We start from the raw sequence: 23226 nt of genomic DNA, 5'->3' as shown, positions 1-23226 counted from the left end.
GACCACGGCGGCGCCCCGGTGCTGAGGCAGCTGTCGATCGACAATGTCGTTCTGATCGACCGGCTCGAACTGGAGTTCGAGGCGGGGCTTGGCGTGCTGACCGGCGAGACCGGGGCGGGCAAGTCGATCCTGCTCGACAGCCTCGGGCTGGCGCTGGGCAGCAGGGCCGATGCGGGCCTGGTGCGCAGCGGCGCGGCCGGGGCGGCGGTGGCGGCGGAGTTTGCGCTTGCGGCCGGCGATCCGGCGCTGGAGCTGCTCGCCGAGCAGGGCGTCGAGATCGAGCCGGGCGAGCCGCTGATCGTTCGCCGGACGCTGAAATCGGATGGCGGCAGCCGGGCGTTCGCGGGCGGGGCGAGCGTCAACGCCGCGACGCTGCGGGAGCTTGCGGCCGGGCTGGTCGAGATCCACGGCCAGCACGACGATCGCGGACTGCTCAATCCGAGGGGCCACCGCGCTTTGCTCGACTCGTTCGCGCGGGTCGACGGCGCGCCGGTGGCGGCGGCGTGGGCCGAGGTGGCGCGGCTGGAAGCGGAACTCGAGGCGGCGCGCGCGGACTCCGAGGCAGCTGCGCGCGACCGCGAGTGGCTCGAATTTTCGGTCGGCGAGATTGCCGCGCTGGCGCCTCAGCCGGGCGAGGAGAGCGAACTGGCCGAGGCGCGCGCAGCGATGCAGGCCGGGGCCAAGGCGGGCGAGTCGCTGGCCGGGCTGGATGAACTGCTCGGCGGGTCGGACGGCGCGCTGGCGCTGCTACGCCAGGCGGCGCGGCGGATCGAGCGCGGGGCGGCGGACCATGCATTGCTCGGCGAGGCGCTGGCATCGCTCGACCGGGCGCTGATCGAGGCGAGCGAGGCCGAGGACCGGATTGCGCGCGCGGCCGAGGCGCTGGCGTTCGACCCGACACGGCTCGAGGCGGCCGAGGCGCGGCTGTTCGACATTCGCGCGCTGGCGCGCAAGCACCGGGTCGAGGCGGACGCATTGGCGGCGCATGGCGAGGAACTGGCGGGGCGGCTCAAGGCGATCGACGCCGGCAGCGAGCGGATCGCCGGGCTGGAGCAGGCGCTGGGCGAGGCGCGGGCGCGGTTCGATGCGCTGGCGGAGGATCTGAGCGGAGAGCGGCGGCTGGCGGCGGAGCGGCTCGACCGCGCGGTGGCGGGAGAGCTGGCGCCGCTCAAGCTGGATTCGGCGCGCTTCCGGACCGCGCTGAGCGAGGCCGAGGCGGGGCCCGCGGGCAAGGACCGAGTCGAGTTCGAGGTCTCGACCAACCCCGGTGCGCCGTTCGGGCCGCTGACCCGAATCGCCTCGGGCGGCGAATTGTCGCGCTTCATCCTGGCGCTGAAGGTCGCGCTGGCCGACGAGGGCGGGGCGGCGACGATGATCTTCGACGAGATTGATCGAGGAGTCGGTGGCGCGGTGGCGAGCGCGATCGGCGAGCGGCTGGCGCGGCTGGCCGACGGGGCGCAGGTGCTGGTGGTCACCCACTCGCCGCAGGTCGCGGCGCGGGCGGCGCACCATTACCGGATCGAGAAGGCGCATGGGGAAAGCGGCACGCGCACCTCCGTCCGCCGACTGAGCGACGCCGAACGCCGCGAGGAAATCGCGCGCATGCTGTCGGGCGCCGACATCACCGAAGAAGCCCGCGCCCAGGCGGCGCGCCTGCTGGAGGCTGCATGAATACCCTCTCCCTGAAGGGGAGAGGGAGGGAGCCGCGCAGCGGCGGAAGGGCGAGGGGGTGAAGCGTCCGCCGACCGATGAGGCCTTAGGGCGCGTCCGTCAGGCTCGGCACGATCCGACGCCAGCAGAGCGACGACTGTGGCAACGCCTCCGAAATCGCCAGCTCCAAGGGATGAAGTTCCGTCGTCAGGTCTGGCTCGGCCCGTTCATCGCCGACTTCTATTGCCCGGATGCGCGGCTGGTGGTCGAAGTCGACGGGGACAGCCACGCCGCCCGACAGGCATACGACGAGCGGCGCACGGCATGGCTGGCGACTCAGGGAATGCAGGTTGTTCGCGTCACCAATGCCGACGTAATGAGCAACATCGATGGGGTGCTGGCCTATCTCGCGGCGCTATCCCCCTCACCTTCCCACTCGGCTGCGCCGAGCGGGCCCCTTCCTCTCCCCTAAAGGGAGAGGAGGTATGCTGGAGGCTGCATGAGCAATCGTACCGACCATTCGCACAGCTTCGATGGTGTGACGCTGTCGCATCTTGCGCTTGACGACGGCGGGGGGGCGGCGCGGCCGGGGGTGGTGATCTTCCCGAGCGTGATGAACCGCGGGCCGGTCGAGGAGGATCATGGGGCGCGGCTGGTCGCGCTGGGTTATTCGGTGGTGCTGGCGGACACGTTCGGGGCGGAGCTGATCGGGCGCGACCGCGACACGATGTTCGGGGAAATGAACCGTCATCTCGACGACCGCCTGGCTTACGTGAAGCGGCTGGCGGCGATCCTCGGATTCGCACGCGCGCTGCCGGCGGTGGATGGGTCGCGCATGGCGGTGATGGGGTTTTGCTTCGGCGGGCTGTGCGCGCTCGACCTGGCGCGATCGGGTGCGGACTTCCAGGTCGCTGCGGTGTTCCACGGATTGCTCAAGCCGCCCAATTTCGAGACGGCTCGGATCGTGCCCAAGGTCGCCGCCTTCCACGGCTGGGACGACCCGATGGCGCCGCCCGAGGATGTCGTCGCGCTCGGCCAGGAGCTGACCGCGGCCGGCTGCGACTGGCAAGTGCACGCCTATGGCAACGTCGCGCACGGCTTCACCAACCCCGCGGCGCACGAACTTAATGTGCCGGGCGTGACCTACAACCAGGTCGCGGCGGCGCGCAGTTGGGACAGCTTCACCGATCTCCTCGCCGAGACGCTTCGCTAGTGGACCCAGCGGGGATGAGCGAGGCCGAGGCGGCCAACCGGTTGATGCGGCTGGCGCGGGAGATCGCGCGGCACGACCGGCTCTATCATGGCGAGGATGCGCCGGAGATTTCGGACTCCGAATATGACGCGCTCATCGCCGAGAACCGCGCGCTGGAGGCGGCGTTTCCGCAACTGGTGCGGGCGGATTCGCCTTCGAAGCGGGTCGGCGCGGCGCCGGCCGCGAGCCTCGCCAAGGTGGCGCATGCGCGGCCGATGCTCAGCCTCGATAATGCGTTCTCGAGTGAGGAAGTGGCGGAGTTCCTGGGGCGGATCCGGCGGTTCCTGTCACTGTCCGCGGACGCCGAGGTGGCGCTGACCGCCGAGCCGAAGATCGACGGGCTGTCCTGCTCGCTGCGCTACGAGGACGGGGAGCTGGTGCTTGCGGCGACACGCGGCGACGGGTCAGTCGGGGAGGACGTGACCGCCAATGTGCGGACGATCAGGGATGTGCCGCAAAAGCTGCCCACCCCCGGCCCCTCCCGCAAGCGGGAGGGGAGGAGCGTGATCGAGGTGCGCGGCGAGGTGTATATGTCGAAGGCCGATTTTGCCGCGCTCAACGCGCGGCAGGAGGCGGCGGGGGGAAAGATTTTCGCCAATCCGCGCAATGCCGCGGCGGGGTCGCTTCGGCAGAAGGACCCGGCGGTGACCGCGGCGCGGCCGCTCAGGTTCCTGGCGCACGGCTGGGGCGAGCTCCGCGAGCCGCTGGCGGAGACTCAGTGGGATGCGATGCGGCGGCTGTCGTCGCTCGGCTTTCCGGTCAGCGATCTGCTGACGCGGGTGGCTTCAGTCGACGCGGCGCTGGCGCACTATGCGCGGATCGAGCAGGCGCGCGCCGACCTGCCGTTCGATATCGACGGGGTGGTCTACAAGGTCGACCGGCTCGACCTGCAGGAACGGCTTGGCTTTGCCAACCGCGCGCCGCGCTGGGGGCTGGCGCACAAATTCCCGGCCGAACGGGCCGAGACGACGCTCGAGAACATCGAGATCCAGGTCGGTCGGACCGGCAAGCTTACCCCGGTCGGGCGCCTGAAGCCGGTCGGGGTCGGCGGCGTGATCGTGCAGAACGTCACGCTCCACAATCGCGACGAGATCGCGCGATTGGGCCTCCGGATCGGCGACCGCGTGCGAATCCAGCGCGCCGGTGACGTCATCCCGCAGGTGGTCGAGAATCTGACCCGCGACGAGAAGCGCGCGGCGTATAATTTCCCCGACCATTGCCCGATGTGCGACAGCGAGGCGGTCGCCGAGGAAGGCGAGGTCGACGTCCGCTGCACCGGCGGGTTGATCTGCCCGGCGCAGCGCATCGAGCGGCTGAAGCATTTCGTCAGCCGCGGGGCGATGGACATCGAGGGGCTCGGCGAGAAGAGCATCGCCGAGTTCGTCGCCCTAGGCTGGCTCGGCGGGCCGGCCGACATCTGGCGGCTCAAGGCGCACCGCGACGAGCTGGTCGGGCGCGAGGGCTGGAAGGACCGCTCGGTCGACAATCTGCTGGCGGCGATCGAGGCCAAGATCGGCTTCGACCCGGCGCGGCTGCTGTTCGGGCTCGGCATCCGCCACGTCGGCGCGGTCACCGCGCGCGATCTGATGCGCGCGTTCGGGACGATCGAGGAGCTGGAGCGGGTCGCGCGGAGCGAAAGCGCGGCGGGCGAGCTGAGCGCGGTCGAGGGGGTGGGCGCGGTGGTCGCGGGGGCGATCGTCGACTTCTTCCACGAGCCGCACAATCGCGACGAGGTGGCGCAATTGCTGGCGCTGGCGAAACCCGCCGCGTTCGTGTCCGACACGCGGCAGACGGAGTGGACCGGCAAGACCATCGTGTTCACCGGCAGCCTCGAAACGATGAGCCGCGACGAGGCCAAGGCCCAGGCCGAACGGCTCGGCGCGCGGGCGGCTGGGAGCGTGTCGGCCAAGACCGACCTGGTGGTCGCCGGGCCGGGTGCGGGATCGAAGCTCAAGAAGGCCGCGGAGCTTGGCGTTCCGGTCGTCGATGAGGCGGAATGGGCGGCGATCGTAGCCGCGGCCTAGCCGCCTACCGCCACAATTGCAGCGACTTGATCCCGGTGGCGAACTTGCGGTCGGGGTCGGGGCGGGAGAGGATCCGCTCGACCATCCGCCACTGGCGGCGGACGCGGCCCTTGCGCCAGATGTCGGTCACCCAATAGTCGCCCGACCAGTCGGCGCCGTCCATCGTCGCGCGCAGGGTCAATTGGGTGGCGAACACCGCGACCGAGCCGACGTCGCGCACGTAGATGTCGCCGAAGCGGTAGGAATCGCACAGGAAGCGGTCGCGCGCCGCCTCGAGCCAGCTCGGCGAATCGAGGATCGCCGCGGGGCGCGAGCCCATCACCAGGCGGAAGTTGCGCGCGGTGAGAGCCTTCAGCGTCTTCATGTCGCCGCTCGCCCACGCCCGCATCCAGCGCGCCTCGAGAGTCTCGATGATGGGCATGAGATTGGCCATTGCGCTCAAGGCACTAGCGCAAAGCACGGGCGGTTCAACCCGCGCCGCGTTCCAGCACCAGCACGCGCCATTCGCCGGTGCCGGGCTCGAGCAGGCGGCAGCCGCGGGCGGTATAGGCGGCGGTGACGGCCTCGGCCTGGCTGTCGAGCAGACCGGCGAGGACGATCGTTCCGCCCGGCGCGGTGGCGGCGGCGAAAGCAGGCGCGAGTTCGATCAGCGGGCCGGCGAGGATGTTGGCGATGAGAAGGTCGAACGGCGCGCGCGAGACGAGCATTGGATCGTCCATGCCGTCGGCGACGCTGAGCAGCAGCTCGCCTGCGCCCATGCCGAGCGGCACGCCGTTGATCGCGGCATTGTCGCGGGTGACGTCGACGGCGATCGGATCGATGTCGGTCGCGATGGCTCGGGCGGCCGGCCACAGTGCCAGCGCGGCGAAGGCCAGCAGGCCGGTGCCGGTGCCGATGTCGGCGATGTTGGCGAAGGATTTGCCCGAGCGCTCGAGCCGGTCGAGCGCGTCGAGGCAGCCGGCGGTGGTGGCATGCTGGCCGGTGCCGAAGGCGAGGCCGGCGTCGATCTCGAAACTCGTCGCGCCGTCGGGCCGGTCCTTGTGGTGCATCGGCGTGTGGACGAAGAAGCGACCGGCTCGGATCGGCTGCAGGCCCTGCTGGCTGAGCGTCACCCAATCGGCATCCTCGAGCCGTTCGAGCAAAGGATCGCTGTCGGCCGCCAGTCTCTCGAGCGCGGCAAGCTCGGCCCAGCCGGGCTGGCGGTCGAAGTAAGCGTGCAGGCGCCAATCGTCGGGCCGGTCCGGGTCGGGCTCGTCGGCGACCAGCACCGGCGGCGAGGCGAGGTCGGGAAACAGATCGTCGCTGTCGGGCAGCGCCTCGGCCTCGGCGCGGGTGCAACGGAGGGTGACTCGCCAGCTCATTTGCCGGCGCGCTCCTTCGCCAGGCGCTCGTCGAGGGCGGCGGTGAGTTTGGCGGCGTAGGTCTTGCACCCGTTCGCGTCGAACAGCGGCGCTTCGCCGGTGATGCGCTGTTTCGTCGCGCTGGCGGCGGGGTGGGGGGTGAGGAGGATGTCGCAGCGCAGGTTCGCAACGCGCGCGATCGAGCCGCGGTAGGCGGCGACATAGGCGGGGCGGGCGGAGAATTGGTACTTCGGGCCGCTGACCGGCGAGAGGCTGTCGGCGAACACCATCGTGCGGCACACCGCGCCGTCGCAGCTTTCCCACTGCCAGCTGAGCGCGCCGGGGGTGTGGCCGGGAGTGGCGATGGCGGTGAGCTGGATGTCGCGCAGTCGGACGATGTCGCCGTCGCCGATCACCCGCCCGACCGCGGCGGCGGGGAAGGGCTTCAACTCGCCGGCCTGCGGATCGTCCGCGCTGTTGGCGCCGGTCGCGAACACCCGCGCCGCGGGGGCGGAGGCGACCAGCGACGCGCCGGTCCGCTGAAGCAGCCGGGCGACCCCGCCGACATGGTCGAGATGCTCGTGGCTGTGGAGGATGTAGCGGATGTCGGTGAGCTTGAAGCCGAGCGCCTGGATGTTGTCGGCGACGAGGTCGGCGGCCTGTTCTGTGCCGCCGTCGATGAGGACGTGGCCCTCGCTTCCGGCGACGAGGATGACGCTGATCCCGCAGGTGCCGACAAGATAAGTGTTGCCGTGGATGCGGACCGGCGGGGCGGGCTGGTTCCAGTCGGTCGAGGTGCCGCACGCCGCGGCCCAGGCCGGGCCGGACTCGGCGATCGGGGCGCGGATCCGCTCGTTGCGGCGCGGAGTCGGGCCGAGCGGGATCGAGATTTGCGCGAGCAGCAGTGCGGCGGCGAGGCTAGCGGACATAAGAGGCGCCGTTGGCGTCGATCACCGCGCCGGTCGCGCTCGGCGGCGCCTCGGTCGCCAGCCAGCGGATCACCTCGGCGATCTCCTCTGGCGTGGCGACCCGGCCGAGCGGAATGTCGGCGAGCAGCGCCGCCCCGCCGCGGCTTTCGAGATAATCGCCGACCATGTCGCTGGCGGTGAAGCCGGGGCAGACGGCAAAGGCGAGGATGTTCTCGGCCGCATAGCCGCGGGCGATCGACTTGGTCATCGCAACCATGCCGGCCTTGGACGCGGCGTAATGCCAGTGCTTCGGGCTGTCGCCGCGATAGGCGGCGCGGCTGGCGACGTTGACGATCCTGCCGCCCGAGGGTCCCCGCAAAGTATTACTTTGCGGGGTGGCCCCAGAACCGGCGCCGCGCCAGGTGGCGATGGCGAGGCGGCAGAGGTCGGCGCTCGCCTGGAGGTTGATCTGCAGCGTGCGCGCCCAGGCGGCGTGCCAGGCGTCGTCGGCGGCATTGTCGTCGACCGCCTCGAACACGCCGGCGTTGTTGACGAGGACGTCGATGCGGCCGTCGAGCCGGTCGAACGCCTGCTCCCACAGCCGGCGCGAGGCGGCGGGATCGGCGAAGTCGGCGGCGATCAGGCGGTCATCGCCGCGGGTCGAGTGGCCGGCGACCTTGTGGCCGGCGGCGTCGAGCGCGGCGAGCGTCGCGGCGCCGATTCCGCGGCTCGCGCCGGTGAGGAGGATGTGCATCCTCGTTCATTGTCATTGCGGAGGGAGCGACGCAATGCGGGGGCTGGATTGCCGCGCGCCTGCGGCGCCCGCAATGACGATTACGAAGCCAGTCTCGTCACGAACGTGTCGGTGGCCTGGCTGAACTGCTCGATCTGCTTGGAGACGCGGCCGAAGCCCTGCTCGACATTGTCGATGTCCTTGGCGACGTTCTCGGTGTCGGCGCGGATGGCGGCGATGGTCGAGCTCATCGAATCGGCGGCGAGCGCGGTCTCGTCGACCGCGGCGGTGATCATTGTCACGGTCTGCGCCTGCAATTCCATCGCCTGGCGGATCCGGTCGGCGCTGGTCTGCACCTCCTCGACGGTCGACTGGATCGAGGCGTTGCTCTCAACCGTCTGGCGGGTGGCGGCGGTGATCGCGCTGATCTTGGCGGTGATGTCGTCGGTGGCGCGCGCGGTCTGGCTGGCGAGGCTCTTCACCTCCTGCGCGACAACCGCGAAGCCGCGCCCGGCGTCACCGGCGCGGGCCGCCTCGATGGTGGCGTTCAATGCCAGCAGATTGGTCTGGCCGGCGATGTCGCGAATCAGGCCGAGGATCGATTCGATCGCCTCGACGTGGCCGCTCAAGGCCTGGCTGACCTTGACCGCCTGGCTTGCCTGGCTCCCGGCGCGGACCGCGACGTCGGCCGCGACCTCGACCTCGCTGCGCGCATCCTCGATCGCGCGGATGAGGCCGGCGGCGGTCTGTGCCGCCTCGCGCATCGCGGTCGCCGATTGCTCGGCGGCGGCGGCGACTTCGCTGGTCTTGCCGAGCATCCCGCGCGCCGAGGCGCTGGTCGCCGAGGCCTTGGCGCGAAGCTCCTCATTCTCGAGCGTGCAGCTTTTGACCACGCCGAGCACCTTGGAATTGAAATCGCCGGCGACCCGCGACTGGCTCTTGCTGCTCTCCTCGCGGGTGATGGCGATGGCGTGGTGGATGAAGCAATCGACTTCGACCGCCTGGACCTCGGACTGGGTGCGGGCGAGGCGGATCAGGTCGTGCTCGCCCTGGACGTTGCGGCGCAGGATGGCGAACGCCGCCTCGGTCTCGGCGGCGAGTCCGGCGAGCAGGGTCGACAAGGTGAGACCGGCGCCGAGCGCGCGTTCGACATAGTCTCGCGCCTGGCGCGACCATGTGGGATCGTCGACGCGCTCGAACTTGGCGGCGATATAGGGCTGGATGCGGGCGGCGAGGCGGTCGATGCGGGTCTCGTCGAAGCGGTCGCGAACCTCCGGCGACTGGGCGTAGCGGCGCCAGAATTCGCGCGCGATCTCGAGCGAATCGGCGGCGAGATAGGCCCACAATTCGCGCGCCCGCTGGGGCAGGTCGCCGGCCACGTCGTAGAGCGCGAGGCCGCGGGCCAGATCATATTCGCCGCCATTCGAGGAGCCGACAATCGTCGCCATGCTGGTCAATCCATTTCGTTCGCAAGATGCCTGTCCAGCGTGGCTACGCGCCAATGGTTAAAAGCGGGTTAGGCAGCCCTTCGGCCCGGCTTGCCTCTTGCCGCCCTGCTGCCTAGTGCAGCGGCCATGGCGCGAAACCCCGAACGACCATTATCGCCGCATCTTTCGATCTGGCGCTGGGGACCCGGAATGACGGTCTCCATCCTCCATCGCATCACCGGCGGCGCGCTGACCGTCGCTGGCCTCGCTGTCCTCACCTGGTGGCTGTGGGCGCTGGCCGACGGCGAGGCGGCGTACGACACGTTCGTCGAGTGCGCGCAGAGCCCGCTCGGGCTGATCGTGCTGGTCGGACTGACCTGGGCGTTCTGGCAGCATCTGCTGTCGGGCATTCGCCATATGGTGATGGATGCCGGCGCCGGGCTCGAGCTTCGGGTCAACAAATTCTTCGCGGTGCTGACGATCGCCGGGGCGCTGTTCCTGACCGCGCTGACCTGGGCGATCGCAACGGGGATCTTCGCATGAGTTTGGGTGAAAGCTCGACCCCGCTGGGACGCGTGCGCGGGACCGGATCGGCCAAGCATGGCGGCGAGCATTGGCTGCGCGAGCGGCTGACCAGCGCGGCGCTGCTGCTGCTCGGCCTGTGGCTAATCGCCTCGCTGCTGCTGCTGCCCGACTTGCGCCGCGGGACGCTGGTCGAATGGCTTGCGAGCCCGAGCGGCGCGGTGCCGATGTTCCTGTTCGTGATCATCACCTTCGTCCACGCGGTCGACGGGATGAAGGTGGTGATCGACGACTATGTTCACGACGAGGCCAACCGGTTCCTGACGACCGGCCTGGTTTATTTCGCGGGGATCGCGGCCGGCGCGCTGGCGCTGTTCAGCCTCGCCCGGATCGCGTTTGGAGCCGACTGACCCATGTCCGCCTACAAGATCATCGATCACAGCTATGACGTGGTCGTCGTCGGCGCCGGCGGGGCGGGGCTTCGCGCGACGATGGGCGCGGCCGGCCAGGGCCTCAAGACGGCGTGCGTGACCAAGGTCTTCCCGACGAGGAGCCACACCGTCGCGGCGCAGGGCGGGATCGCCGCAAGCCTCGGCAACATGGGGCCGGACCATTGGCAGTGGCACATGTACGATACGGTCAAGGGTTCCGACTGGCTCGGCGACCAGGACGCGATCGAATACCTCACCCGCGAGGCGCCGGCCGCGGTCTATGAGCTCGAGCATGCCGGAATGCCGTTCTCGCGCACCGACGAGGGCAAGATCTACCAGCGCGCATTCGGCGGGATGACCCAGAACATGGGCGAGGGGCCCGCCGCCCAGCGGACCTGCGCCGCGGCCGACCGCACCGGCCACGCCATGTTGCACACGCTCTACCAGCAGAGCCTGAAATATGACGCGGACTTCTTCATCGAATATTTCGCGCTCGACCTGATCATGGAGGACGGGGCGTGTCGCGGGCTGCTCGCGATGTGCCTCGACGACGGATCGATCCACCGCTTCCGGGCGCAGGCGGTGGTGCTCGCGACCGGCGGCTACGGCCGCGCCTATTTCAGCGCGACCAGCGCCCATACCTGCACCGGCGACGGCAATGCGATGGTGCTCCGTGCCGGCCTGCCGCTGCAGGACATGGAGTTCGTCCAGTTCCACCCGACCGGGATCTACGGCGCGGGCGTGCTGATCACCGAGGGCGCGCGCGGCGAGGGCGGCTATCTGACCAATTCGGCCGGCGAGCGGTTCATGGAGCGCTATGCGCCGTCGGCCAAGGACCTCGCCAGCCGCGACGTCGTGTCGCGCTCGATGGCGATGGAGATCCGCGAGGGGCGCGGAGTGGGCGAGGAGAAGGACCATATCCACCTCCACCTCGACCACATCGACCCGAAGATCCTGGCTGAGCGACTGCCGGGGATCACCGAGACGGCGAAGATCTTCGCCGGGGTCGACCTTACCCGCCAGCCGATCCCGGTCACGCCGACGGTCCATTACAACATGGGCGGGATCCCGACCAATTATCACGGCGAAGTGGTGACCCTGAAGGACGGCGATCCGGATTCGGTGGTGCCGGGCCTGTTCGCGGTCGGCGAGGCGGCGTGCGTGTCGGTCCACGGCGCGAACCGGCTTGGCTCGAACAGCCTGATCGACCTCGTCGTGTTCGGCCGCGCGACTGGCTTGAGGCTGGGCGAGATCCTCACCGCCGGAGCGGCCCAGCCGGCGTTGCCGAAGGGCAGCGAGGAATTGTCGCTGGCCCGGCTCGACAGGTTCCGCCACGCTGAAGGGAGCAGCCGGACGGCCGAGATTCGGCTCGAGATGCAGCGCGTGATGCAGGCCGACTGCGCGGTGTTCCGCACCGAGCGCACGCTCGCCGAGGGGCAGGGCAAGATCGATTCGGTCTACAAGCGCATGGCCGACGTCTGCGTTTCCGACCGCAGCCTGATCTGGAACTCGGACCTGATCGAAACGCTCGAGCTCGACAATCTCATTGCCCAGGCGGCGGTGACGATGCACTGCGCCGCCAACCGCAAGGAAAGCCGCGGCGCGCACATGCACGAGGACTTCCCCGAGCGCGACGACGCGAATTGGATGAAGCATACCATCGCATGGTTCGACGGCTGGGGCGGGCAGGGCGGCAGCGTCCGGATCGACTATCGCCCGGTCCACGACTTCACGCTGACCGACGAGATCGCCTACATCAAGCCCAAGGCGCGGGTGTATTGAGGCTGGCGGGCGCGGCGGCGGGCCGCTAAGCCGCGCCGCTTATGAACGATCCCCATACCCCGCCGAAGCACATCTTCCCGTCCTCGAAGGTCGACGCGGTTGCGGCCAAGCATGTGCCGTCGAGCCCGCAGACGCAGAGCGACGCCTACAAGCTGGCGTTCCAGGACACCGACTTCCTGCTCCGCCCCGACCTTCGCCCGGTGCGCTTCCAGCTCGAGCTGCTGAAGCCCGAATTGCTGATGAACGAGGCCAACATCGCCTCGCTGTTCGTGTTCTACGGATCGGCGCGGGTGCCCGAGCCGGAGAAGGCGGCGGAGATGCTCGCCAATGCGCGCAGCGAGTGGGACAAGAAGGTCGCCGAGCGGCTGGTCGCCAAGGCGCATTATTATGACGAGGCGCGCAAGCTGGCGCGGATCGCCAGCCGCTTCCCGGTCGACGACGCGGGCCAGCGCCATTTCGTGGTGTGTTCGGGCGGCGGCCCGAGCTTCATGGAAGCGGCCAATCGCGGCGCGTGCGACGAGGGGCAGGAATCGGTCGGCTTGAACATCGTGCTTCCGCACGAGCAATTGCCCAACAAGTTCGTCACCCCGGACCTGTCGTTCCAGTTCCACTATTTCGCGCTGAGGAAGATGCACTTCCTGTTGCGCGCCCGGGCGGTGGCGGTGTTCCCCGGCGGGTTCGGCACGTTCGACGAGATGTTCGAGCTATTGACGCTGATCCAGACCGGCAAGGTGCGGCCGCTGCCAATCCTGCTGTTCGGCAAGGAATTCTGGAACCGCGTGGTCGATTTCGAGGCGCTTGCCGAGGAGGGCGTGATCAGCCCGCATGACCTCGAGCTGATCACCTGGTGCGAGACGGCCGACGATGCATGGAACGCGGTCTGCGCCCACTACGACGTGTGCTGACCGGAGGCGCGCGAAGCGCCGGCCGGCCGTAATTACTGCTTGTCGACCGTCGGGTCGGTGCCGGTGAGCTTGGCCGCGCCCTCGCCACCGACATTCTTCGAGCCGCCCTGGACCGCCTGCTGCTCATTGAGGATCGGCTGGTTGCCGGCTTTCTGCGCACCGGCATCGTCGGCCTCGGCCGCGGCCTTGTCGCCCGCAGCGGCGGGATCCTCGGCCGGCGGCGGCGGGACCGGCAGGTTGGAGCCTTGCGCGTTGAGATAGAGCATGATGTCGGCCCGGTCCTGCGGGTTGCCGAGGCCGGCGAAGGTCATCTTGGTGCCCGGCGCATATTTGCGCGGCGACGTCAGCCAGGCGTCCATTGACTTCCAGTCCCACACGCCCGGAACGCTCTTAAGCGCGTCGGTGAAGGCGAAGCCTGGGTGGGCGCCGTGCGGCTTGCCCATCACGCCGTAGAGGCCGGGCCCGAGGCCGTTCGCTCCGCCGACATTGATCGTGTGGCAGGCGGCGCACTTCTTGAAGACCTGCTCGCCGCGCCCGGCGTCCGCGGTCGCGAGGTAGAATTCGATCGGCTTGTCCGCTGCCGCGCCGGCTTCGCCCTCGGCGTCGGCCAGCTGCCAGCCGCCCTTTTCGGGGACATGGCTGCGGAACATCTCGCCGCTCACCACCCACGCGCCGAGACCGATGATTCCGGCGAACAGGACCCAGCCGGCGATGGTGTTGTTGCGATCGTCCATGAAACCCCTGCGGCGCAGCCGTTTGGATGAGAATTGGCGTTGCCCTTTACGGCGCGGATAAGCCGCTTTCAAGCATCGCCGGAGGATTGTCGGGCGCGGCCCCGGACTCGGCCCGAAGCGCCGCCGCCACGGCCTTGCGATAGAGCGTCGGAAGGCCCGCGGCGGCAATGCCGTCGAGCGGCTGCCACCAGCCCTCGGCCGATGGCGCGGAGTCGCTCGCAACGAGGTGCAAGTCGAGCGCGAAATGGGTGAAGACGTGGCGCACGCTGGCCAGAGAGGCGGGCGGCGGCGCGGCGAGCTCCCAATCCGGGCCGGGCAGCGCAGCCATCCCGCCGAGCAGTCCGCGGCCGGGGCGGCGGACGAGGAAAATCGCGCCGTCGCGGCGGTGCCAATAGGCGATTCCGTGGCGACGCGGGCGCTCGGCGCGGAGCTTGCGCGCCGGAAAGTCCTCCGGCCGGCCGAGGGCGCGCGCGGCGCAGTGCGCTTCGAGCGGGCAGGCGGCGCACAACGGGTCGCGCGGTCGGCAGATGGTTGCGCCGAGGTCCATCATCGCCTGCGCGAAATCGCCCGCCGCGCCGCGCGGGACCATCGCCTGCGCGGCGGCGCGGACCTCGGGCTTTTCGGTGAGCGCATGGAGCCGGGCGACGACCCGCTCCACATTGGTATCGATCGGTGCCGAATCGCGCCCGAAAGCGATCCCGGCGATGGCGGCGGCGGTGTAGGGGCCGACCCCCGGAAGGGCGCGCAGCCCGGCTTCGTCGTCGGGAAAGCCGCCGCGCGCCGCGACCAGCCGGGCGCAGGCGATGAGGTTGCGGGCGCGGGCATAGTAGCCGAGCCCGGCCCACTCGCCGAGAATGTCGTCGTCGCTGGCCGCCGCCAGCGCGTCCACCGTCGGCCAGCGTTCGACGAACCGCTCGAAGCGCGGGGTCACCGCGGCGACCGTGGTCTGCTGGAGCATGATCTCGCTCAGCCACACCCGATAGGGGTCGGGCGGCGGCTCACCCGGCGGGCTTCGCCACGGCAATCGCCGGGCGGTCCGCCGATAGTGGTCGAGGAGGATGCTGGCGACACTGGCGGGCACTGGGTTGCTATGGCATGACGGCCGGCGATGGCGAAACCCCGCGACAAGACCAGCGATTCCCCGCGCCACGGCCGCTCGCGCTCGGCGGGCGAATTGATCGGCGCGGCCGGCGGGGCGGCGTTCAAGCGCTTCGGCTTCGTCCAGGGGGCGGTGGTCAGCCGGTGGAGCGAAATCGTCGGCGAGCGCTATGCCCGCGTGTCCTCGCCCGAATCGATCCGCTTCCCGACCGGAAGCCGCAAGAACGGTACGCTGACCCTGCTCGTCGAGGGCGCCCATGCGCCGCTGATGCAGCATCTCGGGCCGATGGTGATCGAGCGGGTCAACCGCTTCTTCGGCTATGAGGCGGTGGCCAAGCTGGTCTACCGCCAGGGTCGGATCCCGGCCAAGCCCGTCGCCCCCGAACGGCCGGCCCCGGCGCCGGTCCCGGCCGAACTCGGCGAGGGGCTTCGCGCGATCGCCGACCCCGAGCTTCGCGCCTGCCTCGAATCGCTTGCCGGCCAAATCGCCGCGACCACCGGTCCGCCGGCTGTCGATGCGGCCGCAGCCGATCCCATTCCTGTCCCAGTCATCCGGAGCATTTCGTGACCACCAAAGCCTCTCTTCTGCTGATCGCCGCCGCCGCTTTTGCGCTCACCGCCTGCGACAAGGGCGCCGACGGCAATTCGGGCACAACCGCCCAGTCCGGCCCGATCACTCCGATCGCCGCGCCCAACGGCGGCGACTGGACGCAGACCGTCAGCCTGACCCCGGAAGGCGGCTACCGGCTCGGCAACCCGGACGCTCCGGTCAAGCTGGTCGAATTCGGATCGATGACCTGCCCGCACTGCGCCGAGTTCGAGGAAGCGGCGATGGAGACCATCACCAACACCTATGTGAAGAGCGGGCGGGTGAGCTTCGAATTCCGCAACTTCGTGCGTGACGGGCTCGACCTCACCGCCTCGGTCATCGCGCGCTGCGGCGGCCCGACCAGCTTTTTCGGCCTGACCGGCCAATTGTTCGCGGGGCAGAAGGACATGTTCGCCCGCGTCCAGCAGGCCGACCAGGCGCAGCTCGCCGCGATCGAGGCGCTGCCGCCGGCGCAAAAGCTGCCGCGCTTCGCCGAGCTCGCGGGCCTCAAGCAGTGGGCGACGATGCGCGGCCTGCCGTCGGCCAAGCTCGACCAGTGCCTCGCCGACCAGGCGTCGGTCGACCGGCTGGTGGCGATGCAGAGCGACGCCACCTCGACCTTCCAGATCAACGCCACGCCGAGCTTCCTGCTCAACGGCGAGCTGGTCCAGTTCGAGGGCAGCGAGCCGATCTGGGCCCAGCTCGAGGCGAAGCTGCGCGGGGCACTCGGCAGCTGAGCGCCGGGCACCGCGCGAAAGGCTGACGGTTGAAGATCCGCCGTCTCAAGCTGGGGGGCTTCAAGAGCTTCGTCGAGCCGACCGAGCTCAGGATCGAGCCGGGCCTGACCGGGGTGGTCGGGCCCAACGGCTGCGGCAAGTCCAATTTGCTCGAGGCGATCCGCTGGGTGATGGGCGAAGGCAGCGCCAAGAGCCTGCGCGGCGCCGGTATGGAAGACGTCATCTTCGCCGGCACCGCGACCCGCCCGGCGCGCGACTTTGCCGAAGTGTCGCTGCTGATCGAACGCTCCGGCGACGGCGCGCAGCCGGGCGAGAGCGAGATCACCCGGCGGATCGAGCGCGGCGCCGGGTCGGCCTACCGGATCGACGGCCGCGACGTGCGCCAGAAGGATGTCGCCTTGCTGTTCGCCGACGCCGCGACCGGTGCGCATTCGCCGGCGCTGGTCAGCCAGGGTCGGATCGGCGCCGTCATTGCCGCCAAGCCGGTTGAGCGGCGGCAATTGCTGGAGGAGGCGGCCGGGATTTCCGGCCTCCATGCGCGGCGCAAGGACGCGGAAGGCAAGCTGCGCGCCGCCGAGGCCAATATCCAGCGATTGGACGAACTGCTCAGCGACCAGGAAGCGCGGGCGGCGGCGCTGAAGCGGCAGGCGCGGGCGGCCGAGCGCTATCGCGCGCTGTCGGACAAAATCCGCTCGGCCGAGGCGCGGCTGCTGTTCGCCCGCTGGCGCGAGGCCGACCATGCCGCCGGGGCGGCGGCGCAGGAGGCGCGTGCAGCCAATGATTCGGTCACCCGGCTGCGCGAGACGATGGCCGCGGCGCAGGTCCGTCACCGCGAGGCCGAGGGGTTGCTCGCCGCCCGCCGCACCGCCGCCAACGAGGCGCGGGAGCGCAGTCGCGGGCTGGCGCATGAGCTGGCGACGGCGCGAGCGAAGCGCGACACTGCGGCGCGGCGGCTGGCCGAGCTTGGCCGGCTGACCGAGGCGCTCGCCGCCGACCGGGCGCGCGAGGAGGCGCTTCGAAGCGAGGCGGCCGGGGCGATCGCCGCGCTCGAAGAGGAGCGATCGGGGATCGCGGCGCGGATCGCGGGGAGCGAGCGCGATGCGGCGGCGCTCGCCGCCGAACTGAACGAGGCGGAAGGCGAAGCGCGCGCCGCGGAGACCGCTCTGGCGACGATCCTCGCGCGCGAGGCGGCGATTGCGGCCGAGCGGCGGATCGCCGAGGCGGCGCTGGAGGCGGCGCGGGCGCATTCGGCGCGGTCGGAGCAGGAGCTGGCGCGGATCGACGAGCAGGCCGCGGCGCTCGGCGATGGCGTGGCCCAACGGGACGAAAAAGCTGAGGCGGAGCAGGCGACGGAGGCAGCGGCGCGGGCACTGGCGGAGGCAGAGGCGGCTGCTTCGGACGCCGAGTCGGCGCGGGTCGCCGCCGCCGCCCAGCGCGATCAGGCCGACAGTGCATTCGCCGCAGCCCGCGCGGCGCTGGCGTCGGTCGAGGCCGAACGCAAGGCGCTGGCCGACGCGCTGGCGCATTCGGGCGGCGGGCAGGTCGAGGTCTCGGCCGAGCCCGGTTACGAGCGCGCGCTGGCGGCGGCGCTGGGCGACGATCTCCAGGCCGAAATCGGTGGCGACGGCGCGCGGCGGTGGGAGATGTCGCGCGGTGCGGGCGATCCCGAGCTGGCGAACGGGCTCGAGCCGCTTGCTGCCCATGTCCGCGCCCCGGCCGAGCTAAAGCGGCGGCTGGCGCAGATCGGGGTGGCAGACACCGATTCGGGGCAGCCGCTGGCGCCCGGGCAGCGGCTGGTTTCCCCTGAAGGGCGGATGCGGCGCTGGGACGGGTTCGTCGCGATCGGCGGCGGGGCGGCGGCGGCCGAACGGCTGATTCGCGCCAATCGCCTCGCTGCGCTCGATGTCGATCTGCCGGGGCTCCGCTCGGCGTTGGAACAAGCGGAACAGGCGCGCGCCGAGGCTAGTCAAGCGGTCGAGCGGTCACGCCAGCAAGGCGAGGCGGCGCGCGCCGCGGCGGCCGAAGCCGAGCGCTCGGCGCGCGACGCGGCGCGGCGAATCGACCAGGCCGAGGCCGCGCTCGAACGTATCGCCGCCCAGCGCGGCGCACTCGACCAGCGGCGCGCGGATCTCGAACCGCTGCTGGCGACCGCCCGCCAAGCGCTGGCCGAAGCTGAGGCGGCGCTGGCCGAGGCGGCCGAGCCACAGTCGCTGGCGGATGAGGTCGAGGCGGCGCGGTCGGACTCGGCGGCGGCCAATGCCAAGGTGGCGGACCTGCGGGCACGGGCCGCGACCCGCGGGCGCGAGCTCGCCGCCGACCGCGAGCGCGATGCGGCGGCGCTGAAAGAGCAAAGCGAGTGGCGCAGCCGGGCCGGCCGCGCCGAGGAACGGCTTGGCGAGAGCGGCGCGCGCGCGGCGGCCTTTGCCGAGGAGCGCGAGTCGCTCGAGGGGGAACCCGAGCGGCTCGACCGGGAGATTGCGGCGCTCGAAAGCGCCAACGATTCGAGCGCCAAGGCCGTCGCTCAGGCCGCCGCGGGCGAGCTCGAGGCGGAGCGCGAGCTGGCCAATCTGCAGCGCGCGCTCGACGAGGCGGGCGAGGTGTTCAGCGCTGCCCGCGAGGCCCGCGCCGGAGCGGTTGCTCGGGCCGAGGCGCAGGAAACCCGCCGCGCCGAGCTCGCCCGCGAGTGCGGCGAGACGTTCGAATGCCCGCCGCCGCTGCTGCCCGAGCGGTTCCAGTTCGACGAGTCGGCACTTCAGCTGGCAGAGGCCGAGCGGGCCCAGCTCGAGCGGCTGACTGCCGAGCGCGAGCGGATCGGGCCGGTCAACCTCATCGCCGAAAGCGAGCTTGCCGAACTGGAGCAGAGCCGCGCCGCCGGGGTCGCCGAGCGCGACGAACTGCAGGAAGCGATCCACCGCCTGCGCGGCTCGATCGGCAGCCTGAACCGCGAGGGGCGGCAGCGGCTGCTGGCCGCGTTCGAGCAGGTCGACGCCCACTTCCGGAGCCTGTTCACGACGCTGTTCGACGGCGGCCAGGCGCATCTCGCGCTGGTCGAGAGCGACGACCCGCTCGAGGCCGGGCTCGAGATCCTGGCGCAGCCGCCGGGCAAAAGGCTGCAGTCGCTGACCCTGCTCTCGGGCGGCGAGCAGGCGCTGACCGCGGTAGCGCTGATCTTCGCCTTGTTCCTTACCAACCCGGCGCCGATCTGCGTGCTCGACGAGGTCGATGCGCCCCTGGACGATGCCAATGTCGACCGCTTCTGCGACCTGCTCGACCGCATGACCCGCGAAACCGATACGCGCTACCTCATCGTCACCCATAACGCGGTGACGATGTCGCGGATGGACCGGCTGTACGGCGTGACGATGATCGAGCGCGGGGTCAGTCGCCTGGTCTCGGTCGATCTCGGCGGAGCGGGGACCTTGCTCGCCGCGGAGTGACATTGCTTATTGCGAATGAATATCAATAGCGCTACTCGGCCCCAATCTCGAAGGGGTCGGCATGGTGCGCGCGTTGTTGAGTTTCGTTTCCCTGACCGCCATGGCGGCGCCCGCGTTTGCGGCCGAAGCCGCGGTCGAGGCCGCGCCGGTCGAGGACGAGATCATCGTCCAGGGCGAGCGCTCGACCTATGGCGCGGCCAAGATCGTCAGCGCGACCAAGACCGCGACCGCGGTCCAGGACATTCCGCAGGCGCTGACCATCGTCACCAAGGCGCAGATCGACGACCAGCAGCTGCGCTCGATCAGCGAGTTGCTGACCTTCGTCCCCGGCGCGTCGCCCGCGACCGGCGAGAGCAACCGCGACCAGATGACCTTGCGCGGCAACAACTCGACCGCCGACTTCTTCGTCGACGGGCTGCGCGACGACGTCCAGTATTTTCGCGACTTCTACAATGTCGCCCGCGTCGAGGTGCTGAAGGGCCCCAATGCGATGATCTTCGGCCGCGGCGGCGGCGGCGGAATCGTCAACCGGGTCGCCAAGCGCACCGGCTTCGACACGGCGCGCGCGCTCGATCTCGGCGGCGACAGCTTCGGCGGGTTTCGCGGCACGCTCGATATCGACCAGCCGCTCGGCGGCGCGCTCGGGCTCAGGGTCAACGCGCTCTACGAGAAGGGCGACAGCTTCCGCCGCGATGTCGAACTGACACGCTACGGCGTCAATCCGACGCTCGGGATCGCGTTGGGCGACGAATCGCGGCTCGACCTGTCCTACGAATATTTCCGCGACCGCCGGACGACCGATCGCGGCGTGCCGTCGGTCACCGACCCGGCCGGGATCGACACGCCGCTCACCGGCCACGACCGCGATTTCTTCGGCGACGCCGACGACAGTTTCGCGCGCGCCGGCGTGCATCGCCTGTCCGCGGCGCTCGAGCACCGCCTCACGGATAGCCTCAGCCTGCGCCACCGCACGGTCTACGGCGACTACGACAAATTCTACCAGAACATCTATCCGACCAACCTCGACGAGGCGGCGGGCGAGGTGGTGCTGGGCGCCTATAACAGCACCAACGACCGCCGCAGCCTGATCAGCCAGACCGACCTCGTGTGGGAAGGGCGGCTCGGCGGGATCGACCAGACGTTGCTGGCCGGGGTCGAACTCGGCCACCAATCGTCGCGCAATCGTCGGCTGAGCGGCAGCTTCGCGGGCAGCAACCGTGTCTCGCTGGCCGATCCGAGCGTGGACAAGGTCGTGACCTATGCCGCCGCGCCGTCGGACGCCAACAACCGCACCCTCGCGACCGTCGCCGCTCTTTACGTCCAGAACCAGCTGCGCCCCACCGAATGGCTCGAAATCGTCGCTGGCCTTCGGCTCGACCGCTTCACGCTCGAGGTCGACGATTTGCGCGCTTCGGGCGGCGAGTATGAGCGCACCGACACCCTGCTCTCGCCGCGCCTCGGCCTGGTGGTGAAGCCGTTCGACAATCTGTCGCTTTACGCCAGTTACAGCCGCTCCTTCCTGCCGCAGTCGGGCGACCAGTTCGGCGGGCTCGACGTCACCAGCGAAGCACTGAAGCCCGAGCGGTTCGACAATCTCGAGCTCGGCGCCAAGTGGCAGCCGATCGACGGCCTGCTGGCGACCGCCGCGATCTATCGCCTCGACCGGACCAACACCCGCGCGACCGATCCCGCCAATCCGGCCAAGACCGTGCTCAGCGGTGCCCAGCGCAGTACCGGCATCGAATTCGGGCTCGAGCGCTCGATCACCCACCGCTGGCAGGTGTCGGCGGGCTATGCCTGGCAGAAGGCGGAGATCAGCGAGACGACCACTGCCGCTCCGGAAGGGCGCGAGGTGCCGCTGGTGCCGCGCCACAGCGCGTCGCTGTGGAGCAAGTACCGGCTGACCGATTCATTCGCCCTCGGGCTCGGCGCGGTGGCGCGCTCGAAGAGCTTCGCCTCGCTCAGCAACCAGGTCAAGCTGCCGGGCTACGCCCGGCTCGACGCCGCCGCCTATTACAAGCTTCGGCGCGGAGTGACGGCGCAGCTCAATGTCGAAAATCTGCTCGGCGCCGACTATTTCCCGGCCGCGCACAACGACAATAACATCGCGCCCGGTCCGCCGCGCAACGCCAAGCTGACGCTACACCTCGGGCTTTAAGACCCTAGGCGGCGAGCGCTTCCGCCCGCTCGCGGATGCGTTTCAGATCGTCGACGAACTTGCGGCGCTCGTCGCGGCGGGCGGCCTCGTCGGGCAGGCGTAGCAGGAAGCTCGGGTGGACGGTGATCCAGCCCTCGCCGCCGTCGGGCAGACTGTGGGGCACGCCGCGGTTCTTGCCGATCGCCATGATCTTGCCGAACAGGCTGCGCGCGGCGGTGGCGCCCAATGCGACGGTGAGCGGCGGACGGATCAGCTCGCGCTCCTGCTCGATCCACCAGCGGCAGGCGCTGATCTCGCCCGCATCGGGGCTCTGGTGGATCCGCCGTTTGCCGCGCTGGACGAACTTGAAATGCTTGACCGCGTTGGTGACGTAGGTCGCGGAGCGGTCGATCCCGGCTTCCTCGAGCGCCGCATTGAACACTTCGCCGGCCGGCCCGACGAACGGCCGCCCGGCGAGATCCTCCTGGTCGCCCGGCTGTTCGCCGACGAACAGGATCCGGGCATCGAGCGCGCCTTCGCCGAACACCGTCTGGGTGGCGCATTTGTAGAGGTGGCAGCGGGTGCAGCCGAGCGCGTCCTGCTTGAGCGCGGCCCATGCCGCGGCGAGATTGCCGCCGCCGCCCGGTGACGGCACGCGGTCGGGGGTCGGCGTGCGACGCGGCATCGCGCTCTCCTCCTGGCTCCGGCTGGTGGCGATCATCGCCGCCTCGCGCGCCTGGGCGCCGGCGAGCAGCGACGGGACGAGCGCGGTTTCCGGCATGTTGGCCCAATATTTCTTGGGCATCTCCTTCAGCATTGCCTTCACCTTGACCCGCGCCGGGTTGAAGATCGAGGCGTAATAGGTCTTCCACGTCTCCTCGACCGGGTCGCCGTCGGGCGCGTCGCGGCGAGTTGCGCCGGGACCTTCGCTCAAGGTCGCGCCGTCCCAGTGAATGCTGACCTCGGGCGTCAGGATCGACCAGCGCATATTGGCGAAGCGGCGGACGAAGAAGCCGGCCTCGCGGCGGACGATGTGATGGTCGGGCTCGAACCAGGCGACGAAGCGGGTCTCGCCGTCGGCCTCGACCTCGCGGAAGCGGACGAAGGCGTGCATCTTGTGGGCGTCGCGGCGCACTTCCTTGGCCAACCGCTCGAGCCGGTCGACGAGGGGATCGGCGCGATCCTCGAGCGCTCGGCGGTTGGAACGCAGCTTGAGCAGCAGCGCATAGAGCAAGGCGAAGCGTTCGGCGTCGCTGTGGCAGATCGCCGCCTTGGCAAGCGCGATGAAGTCGCGCGGCACGGCAAAGCTGGCGCCGCCGGCGGGGGGCGGGGCGGCTTCGGCCGGCGCACCGAACAGGTCCGGCTCGGCGCCCGCCACATCCCACACGATCGCGGTCGGCGGGACTCCCGCCTCGGCCAACGCGCGGGCCGCGTCGCGCCAACCGTCGAAGTCGTCGGGCGCGGCGAGCGCGACGCGGTGCGCGCCGATCATCGGCCCGTCGCGCAGCATCGCGCGGTCG

At 70.3% G+C, this 23226-nt stretch carries 20 protein-coding genes; 12 read left to right on the top strand and 8 right to left on the bottom strand.

Translation table 11 applies throughout. The features are described 5' to 3' along the window. The first annotated feature begins 18 nt into the window (after positions 1-18). The 4 genes from recN to ligA are packed head-to-tail and all read left to right on the top strand — an operon-like array spanning position 19 to position 4926. Positions 19-1671, top strand: coding sequence for a DNA repair protein RecN (gene recN / locus D0Z60_RS08285; RefSeq protein ID WP_118857803.1), 1653 nt, complete (start codon positions 19-21; stop codon positions 1669-1671). Positions 1672-1729: 58 nt separating this feature from the next. Beyond that, a complete protein-coding gene (locus D0Z60_RS08280; RefSeq protein WP_118857802.1) occupies positions 1730-2122 on the top strand; it encodes an endonuclease domain-containing protein in 393 nt (130 codons plus the stop codon). Between the two features lie 27 nt (positions 2123-2149). Continuing rightward, a complete protein-coding gene (locus D0Z60_RS08275) occupies positions 2150-2863 on the top strand; it encodes a dienelactone hydrolase family protein (RefSeq protein WP_118857801.1) in 714 nt (237 codons plus the stop codon). Between the two features lie 14 nt (positions 2864-2877). Further along, positions 2878-4926, top strand: a complete 2049-nt coding sequence (gene ligA / locus D0Z60_RS08270; protein WP_118857800.1) for an NAD-dependent DNA ligase LigA — start codon at positions 2878-2880, stop codon at positions 4924-4926. 4 nt (positions 4927-4930) lie between these two features. Here ligA and D0Z60_RS08265 read toward each other — a convergent pair whose 3' ends face one another. The 5 genes from D0Z60_RS08265 to D0Z60_RS08245 form a co-directional block, all read right to left on the bottom strand. After that, positions 4931-5359: a nuclear transport factor 2 family protein gene (locus D0Z60_RS08265; RefSeq protein WP_118857799.1), complete on the bottom strand. Its 429-nt coding sequence runs from the start codon at positions 5357-5359 to the stop codon at positions 4931-4933. 34 nt (positions 5360-5393) lie between these two features. After that, positions 5394-6287 (bottom strand): 50S ribosomal protein L11 methyltransferase, encoded by an 894-nt coding sequence (locus tag D0Z60_RS08260; protein ID WP_118857798.1) that lies wholly within the window; start codon positions 6285-6287, stop codon positions 5394-5396. Then, positions 6284-7195 carry a subclass B3 metallo-beta-lactamase gene (gene bla, locus D0Z60_RS08255; RefSeq protein WP_118857797.1) on the bottom strand — a complete coding sequence of 304 codons (912 nt, stop codon included), beginning with the start codon at positions 7193-7195 and terminating at the stop codon, positions 6284-6286. The genes D0Z60_RS08260 and bla overlap by 4 nt, the downstream gene beginning before the upstream one ends. Then, on the bottom strand, positions 7185-7928 hold the full coding sequence (locus tag D0Z60_RS08250) for an SDR family NAD(P)-dependent oxidoreductase (RefSeq protein ID WP_118857796.1): 744 nt from the start codon (positions 7926-7928) through the stop codon (positions 7185-7187). The genes bla and D0Z60_RS08250 overlap by 11 nt, the downstream gene beginning before the upstream one ends. An 80-nt stretch (positions 7929-8008) precedes the next feature. Further along, positions 8009-9355 carry a methyl-accepting chemotaxis protein gene (locus tag D0Z60_RS08245; protein WP_118857795.1) on the bottom strand — a complete coding sequence of 449 codons (1347 nt, stop codon included), beginning with the start codon at positions 9353-9355 and terminating at the stop codon, positions 8009-8011. Positions 9356-9481: 126 nt separating this feature from the next. Between D0Z60_RS08245 and sdhC the strand changes: the two genes are divergently transcribed. The 4 genes from sdhC to D0Z60_RS08225 are packed head-to-tail and all read left to right on the top strand — an operon-like array spanning position 9482 to position 12974. After that, complete coding sequence (gene sdhC / locus D0Z60_RS08240; RefSeq protein WP_118857794.1) at positions 9482-9877, top strand: succinate dehydrogenase, cytochrome b556 subunit; 396 nt, start codon at positions 9482-9484, stop codon at positions 9875-9877. After that, on the top strand, positions 9874-10266 hold the full coding sequence (sdhD, locus tag D0Z60_RS08235; RefSeq protein WP_118857793.1) for a succinate dehydrogenase, hydrophobic membrane anchor protein: 393 nt from the start codon (positions 9874-9876) through the stop codon (positions 10264-10266). The genes sdhC and sdhD overlap by 4 nt, the downstream gene beginning before the upstream one ends. A 3-nt stretch (positions 10267-10269) precedes the next feature. Next, positions 10270-12069, top strand: a complete 1800-nt coding sequence (gene sdhA, locus D0Z60_RS08230; RefSeq protein ID WP_118857792.1) for a succinate dehydrogenase flavoprotein subunit — start codon at positions 10270-10272, stop codon at positions 12067-12069. Between the two features lie 41 nt (positions 12070-12110). Beyond that, positions 12111-12974 carry an LOG family protein gene (locus D0Z60_RS08225; protein WP_118857791.1) on the top strand — a complete coding sequence of 288 codons (864 nt, stop codon included), beginning with the start codon at positions 12111-12113 and terminating at the stop codon, positions 12972-12974. Positions 12975-13006: 32 nt separating this feature from the next. Here the strand turns inward: D0Z60_RS08225 and D0Z60_RS08220 are convergent, their stop codons facing one another. Then, the gene (locus D0Z60_RS08220; protein ID WP_118857790.1) at positions 13007-13708 is read right to left on the bottom strand and encodes a c-type cytochrome; all 702 of its coding nucleotides are present in this window, start codon (positions 13706-13708) and stop codon (positions 13007-13009) included. A gap of 46 nt (positions 13709-13754) precedes the next feature. Further along, entirely contained in the window at positions 13755-14789 is a 1035-nt protein-coding gene (locus D0Z60_RS08215; RefSeq protein WP_118857789.1) for an A/G-specific adenine glycosylase, read from the bottom strand. A 27-nt stretch (positions 14790-14816) separates the two neighbouring features. On the opposite strand from D0Z60_RS08215, the gene D0Z60_RS08210 reads away from it, so the two are divergent. The 4 genes from D0Z60_RS08210 (at position 14817) to D0Z60_RS08195 (ending at position 21727) form a co-directional block, all read left to right on the top strand. Next, positions 14817-15374 (top strand): DUF721 domain-containing protein, encoded by a 558-nt coding sequence (locus tag D0Z60_RS08210; RefSeq protein WP_118857788.1) that lies wholly within the window; start codon positions 14817-14819, stop codon positions 15372-15374. Then, the gene (locus tag D0Z60_RS08205; RefSeq protein WP_162888151.1) at positions 15371-16132 is read left to right on the top strand and encodes a thioredoxin domain-containing protein; all 762 of its coding nucleotides are present in this window, start codon (positions 15371-15373) and stop codon (positions 16130-16132) included. Before D0Z60_RS08210 ends, D0Z60_RS08205 begins: the two co-directional genes overlap by 4 nt. Positions 16133-16161: 29 nt before the next feature. Next, positions 16162-19569: a chromosome segregation SMC family protein gene (locus tag D0Z60_RS08200; RefSeq protein WP_118857786.1), complete on the top strand. Its 3408-nt coding sequence runs from the start codon at positions 16162-16164 to the stop codon at positions 19567-19569. 100 nt (positions 19570-19669) lie between these two features. Further along, positions 19670-21727 carry a TonB-dependent receptor gene (locus D0Z60_RS08195; RefSeq protein ID WP_240325587.1) on the top strand — a complete coding sequence of 686 codons (2058 nt, stop codon included), beginning with the start codon at positions 19670-19672 and terminating at the stop codon, positions 21725-21727. 4 nt (positions 21728-21731) lie between these two features. On the opposite strand, the gene D0Z60_RS08190 is transcribed toward D0Z60_RS08195, so the two are convergent. Further along, positions 21732-23198: a UdgX family uracil-DNA binding protein gene (locus D0Z60_RS08190; protein ID WP_118858507.1), complete on the bottom strand. Its 1467-nt coding sequence runs from the start codon at positions 23196-23198 to the stop codon at positions 21732-21734. Positions 23199-23226 lie beyond the last annotated feature (28 nt).

Source organism: Sphingomonas mesophila, from assembly GCF_003499275.1.
GTDB classification, from domain to species: Bacteria; Pseudomonadota; Alphaproteobacteria; order Sphingomonadales; family Sphingomonadaceae; genus Sphingomicrobium; species Sphingomicrobium mesophilum.
This window is presented reverse-complemented; position numbering and strand designations above follow the sequence as displayed.

What these genes read in the sequence shown, in the direction of transcription:
- D0Z60_RS08245 (WP_118857795.1), bottom strand. Translation starts at nt 9,355, where the DNA reads ATGGCGACGATTGTCGGCTCCTCGAATGGCGGCGAATATGATCTGGCC.
- bla (WP_118857797.1), bottom strand. Translation starts at nt 7,195, where the DNA reads ATGTCCGCTAGCCTCGCCGCCGCACTGCTGCTCGCGCAAATCTCGATC.
- D0Z60_RS08210 (WP_118857788.1), top strand. Translation starts at nt 14,817, where the DNA reads ATGGCGAAACCCCGCGACAAGACCAGCGATTCCCCGCGCCACGGCCGC.
- D0Z60_RS08220 (WP_118857790.1), bottom strand. Translation starts at nt 13,708, where the DNA reads ATGGACGATCGCAACAACACCATCGCCGGCTGGGTCCTGTTCGCCGGA.
- sdhA (WP_118857792.1), top strand. Translation starts at nt 10,270, where the DNA reads ATGTCCGCCTACAAGATCATCGATCACAGCTATGACGTGGTCGTCGTC.
- D0Z60_RS08190 (WP_118858507.1), bottom strand. Translation starts at nt 23,198, where the DNA reads ATGATCGGCGCGCACCGCGTCGCGCTCGCCGCGCCCGACGACTTCGAC.
- D0Z60_RS08225 (WP_118857791.1), top strand. Translation starts at nt 12,111, where the DNA reads ATGAACGATCCCCATACCCCGCCGAAGCACATCTTCCCGTCCTCGAAG.
- D0Z60_RS08265 (WP_118857799.1), bottom strand. Translation starts at nt 5,359, where the DNA reads ATGGCCAATCTCATGCCCATCATCGAGACTCTCGAGGCGCGCTGGATG.
- D0Z60_RS08195 (WP_240325587.1), top strand. Translation starts at nt 19,670, where the DNA reads ATGGCGGCGCCCGCGTTTGCGGCCGAAGCCGCGGTCGAGGCCGCGCCG.
- sdhC (WP_118857794.1), top strand. Translation starts at nt 9,482, where the DNA reads ATGGCGCGAAACCCCGAACGACCATTATCGCCGCATCTTTCGATCTGG.
- D0Z60_RS08250 (WP_118857796.1), bottom strand. Translation starts at nt 7,928, where the DNA reads ATGCACATCCTCCTCACCGGCGCGAGCCGCGGAATCGGCGCCGCGACG.
- sdhD (WP_118857793.1), top strand. Translation starts at nt 9,874, where the DNA reads ATGAGTTTGGGTGAAAGCTCGACCCCGCTGGGACGCGTGCGCGGGACC.
- D0Z60_RS08260 (WP_118857798.1), bottom strand. Translation starts at nt 6,287, where the DNA reads ATGAGCTGGCGAGTCACCCTCCGTTGCACCCGCGCCGAGGCCGAGGCG.
- D0Z60_RS08275 (WP_118857801.1), top strand. Translation starts at nt 2,150, where the DNA reads ATGAGCAATCGTACCGACCATTCGCACAGCTTCGATGGTGTGACGCTG.
- ligA (WP_118857800.1), top strand. Translation starts at nt 2,878, where the DNA reads ATGAGCGAGGCCGAGGCGGCCAACCGGTTGATGCGGCTGGCGCGGGAG.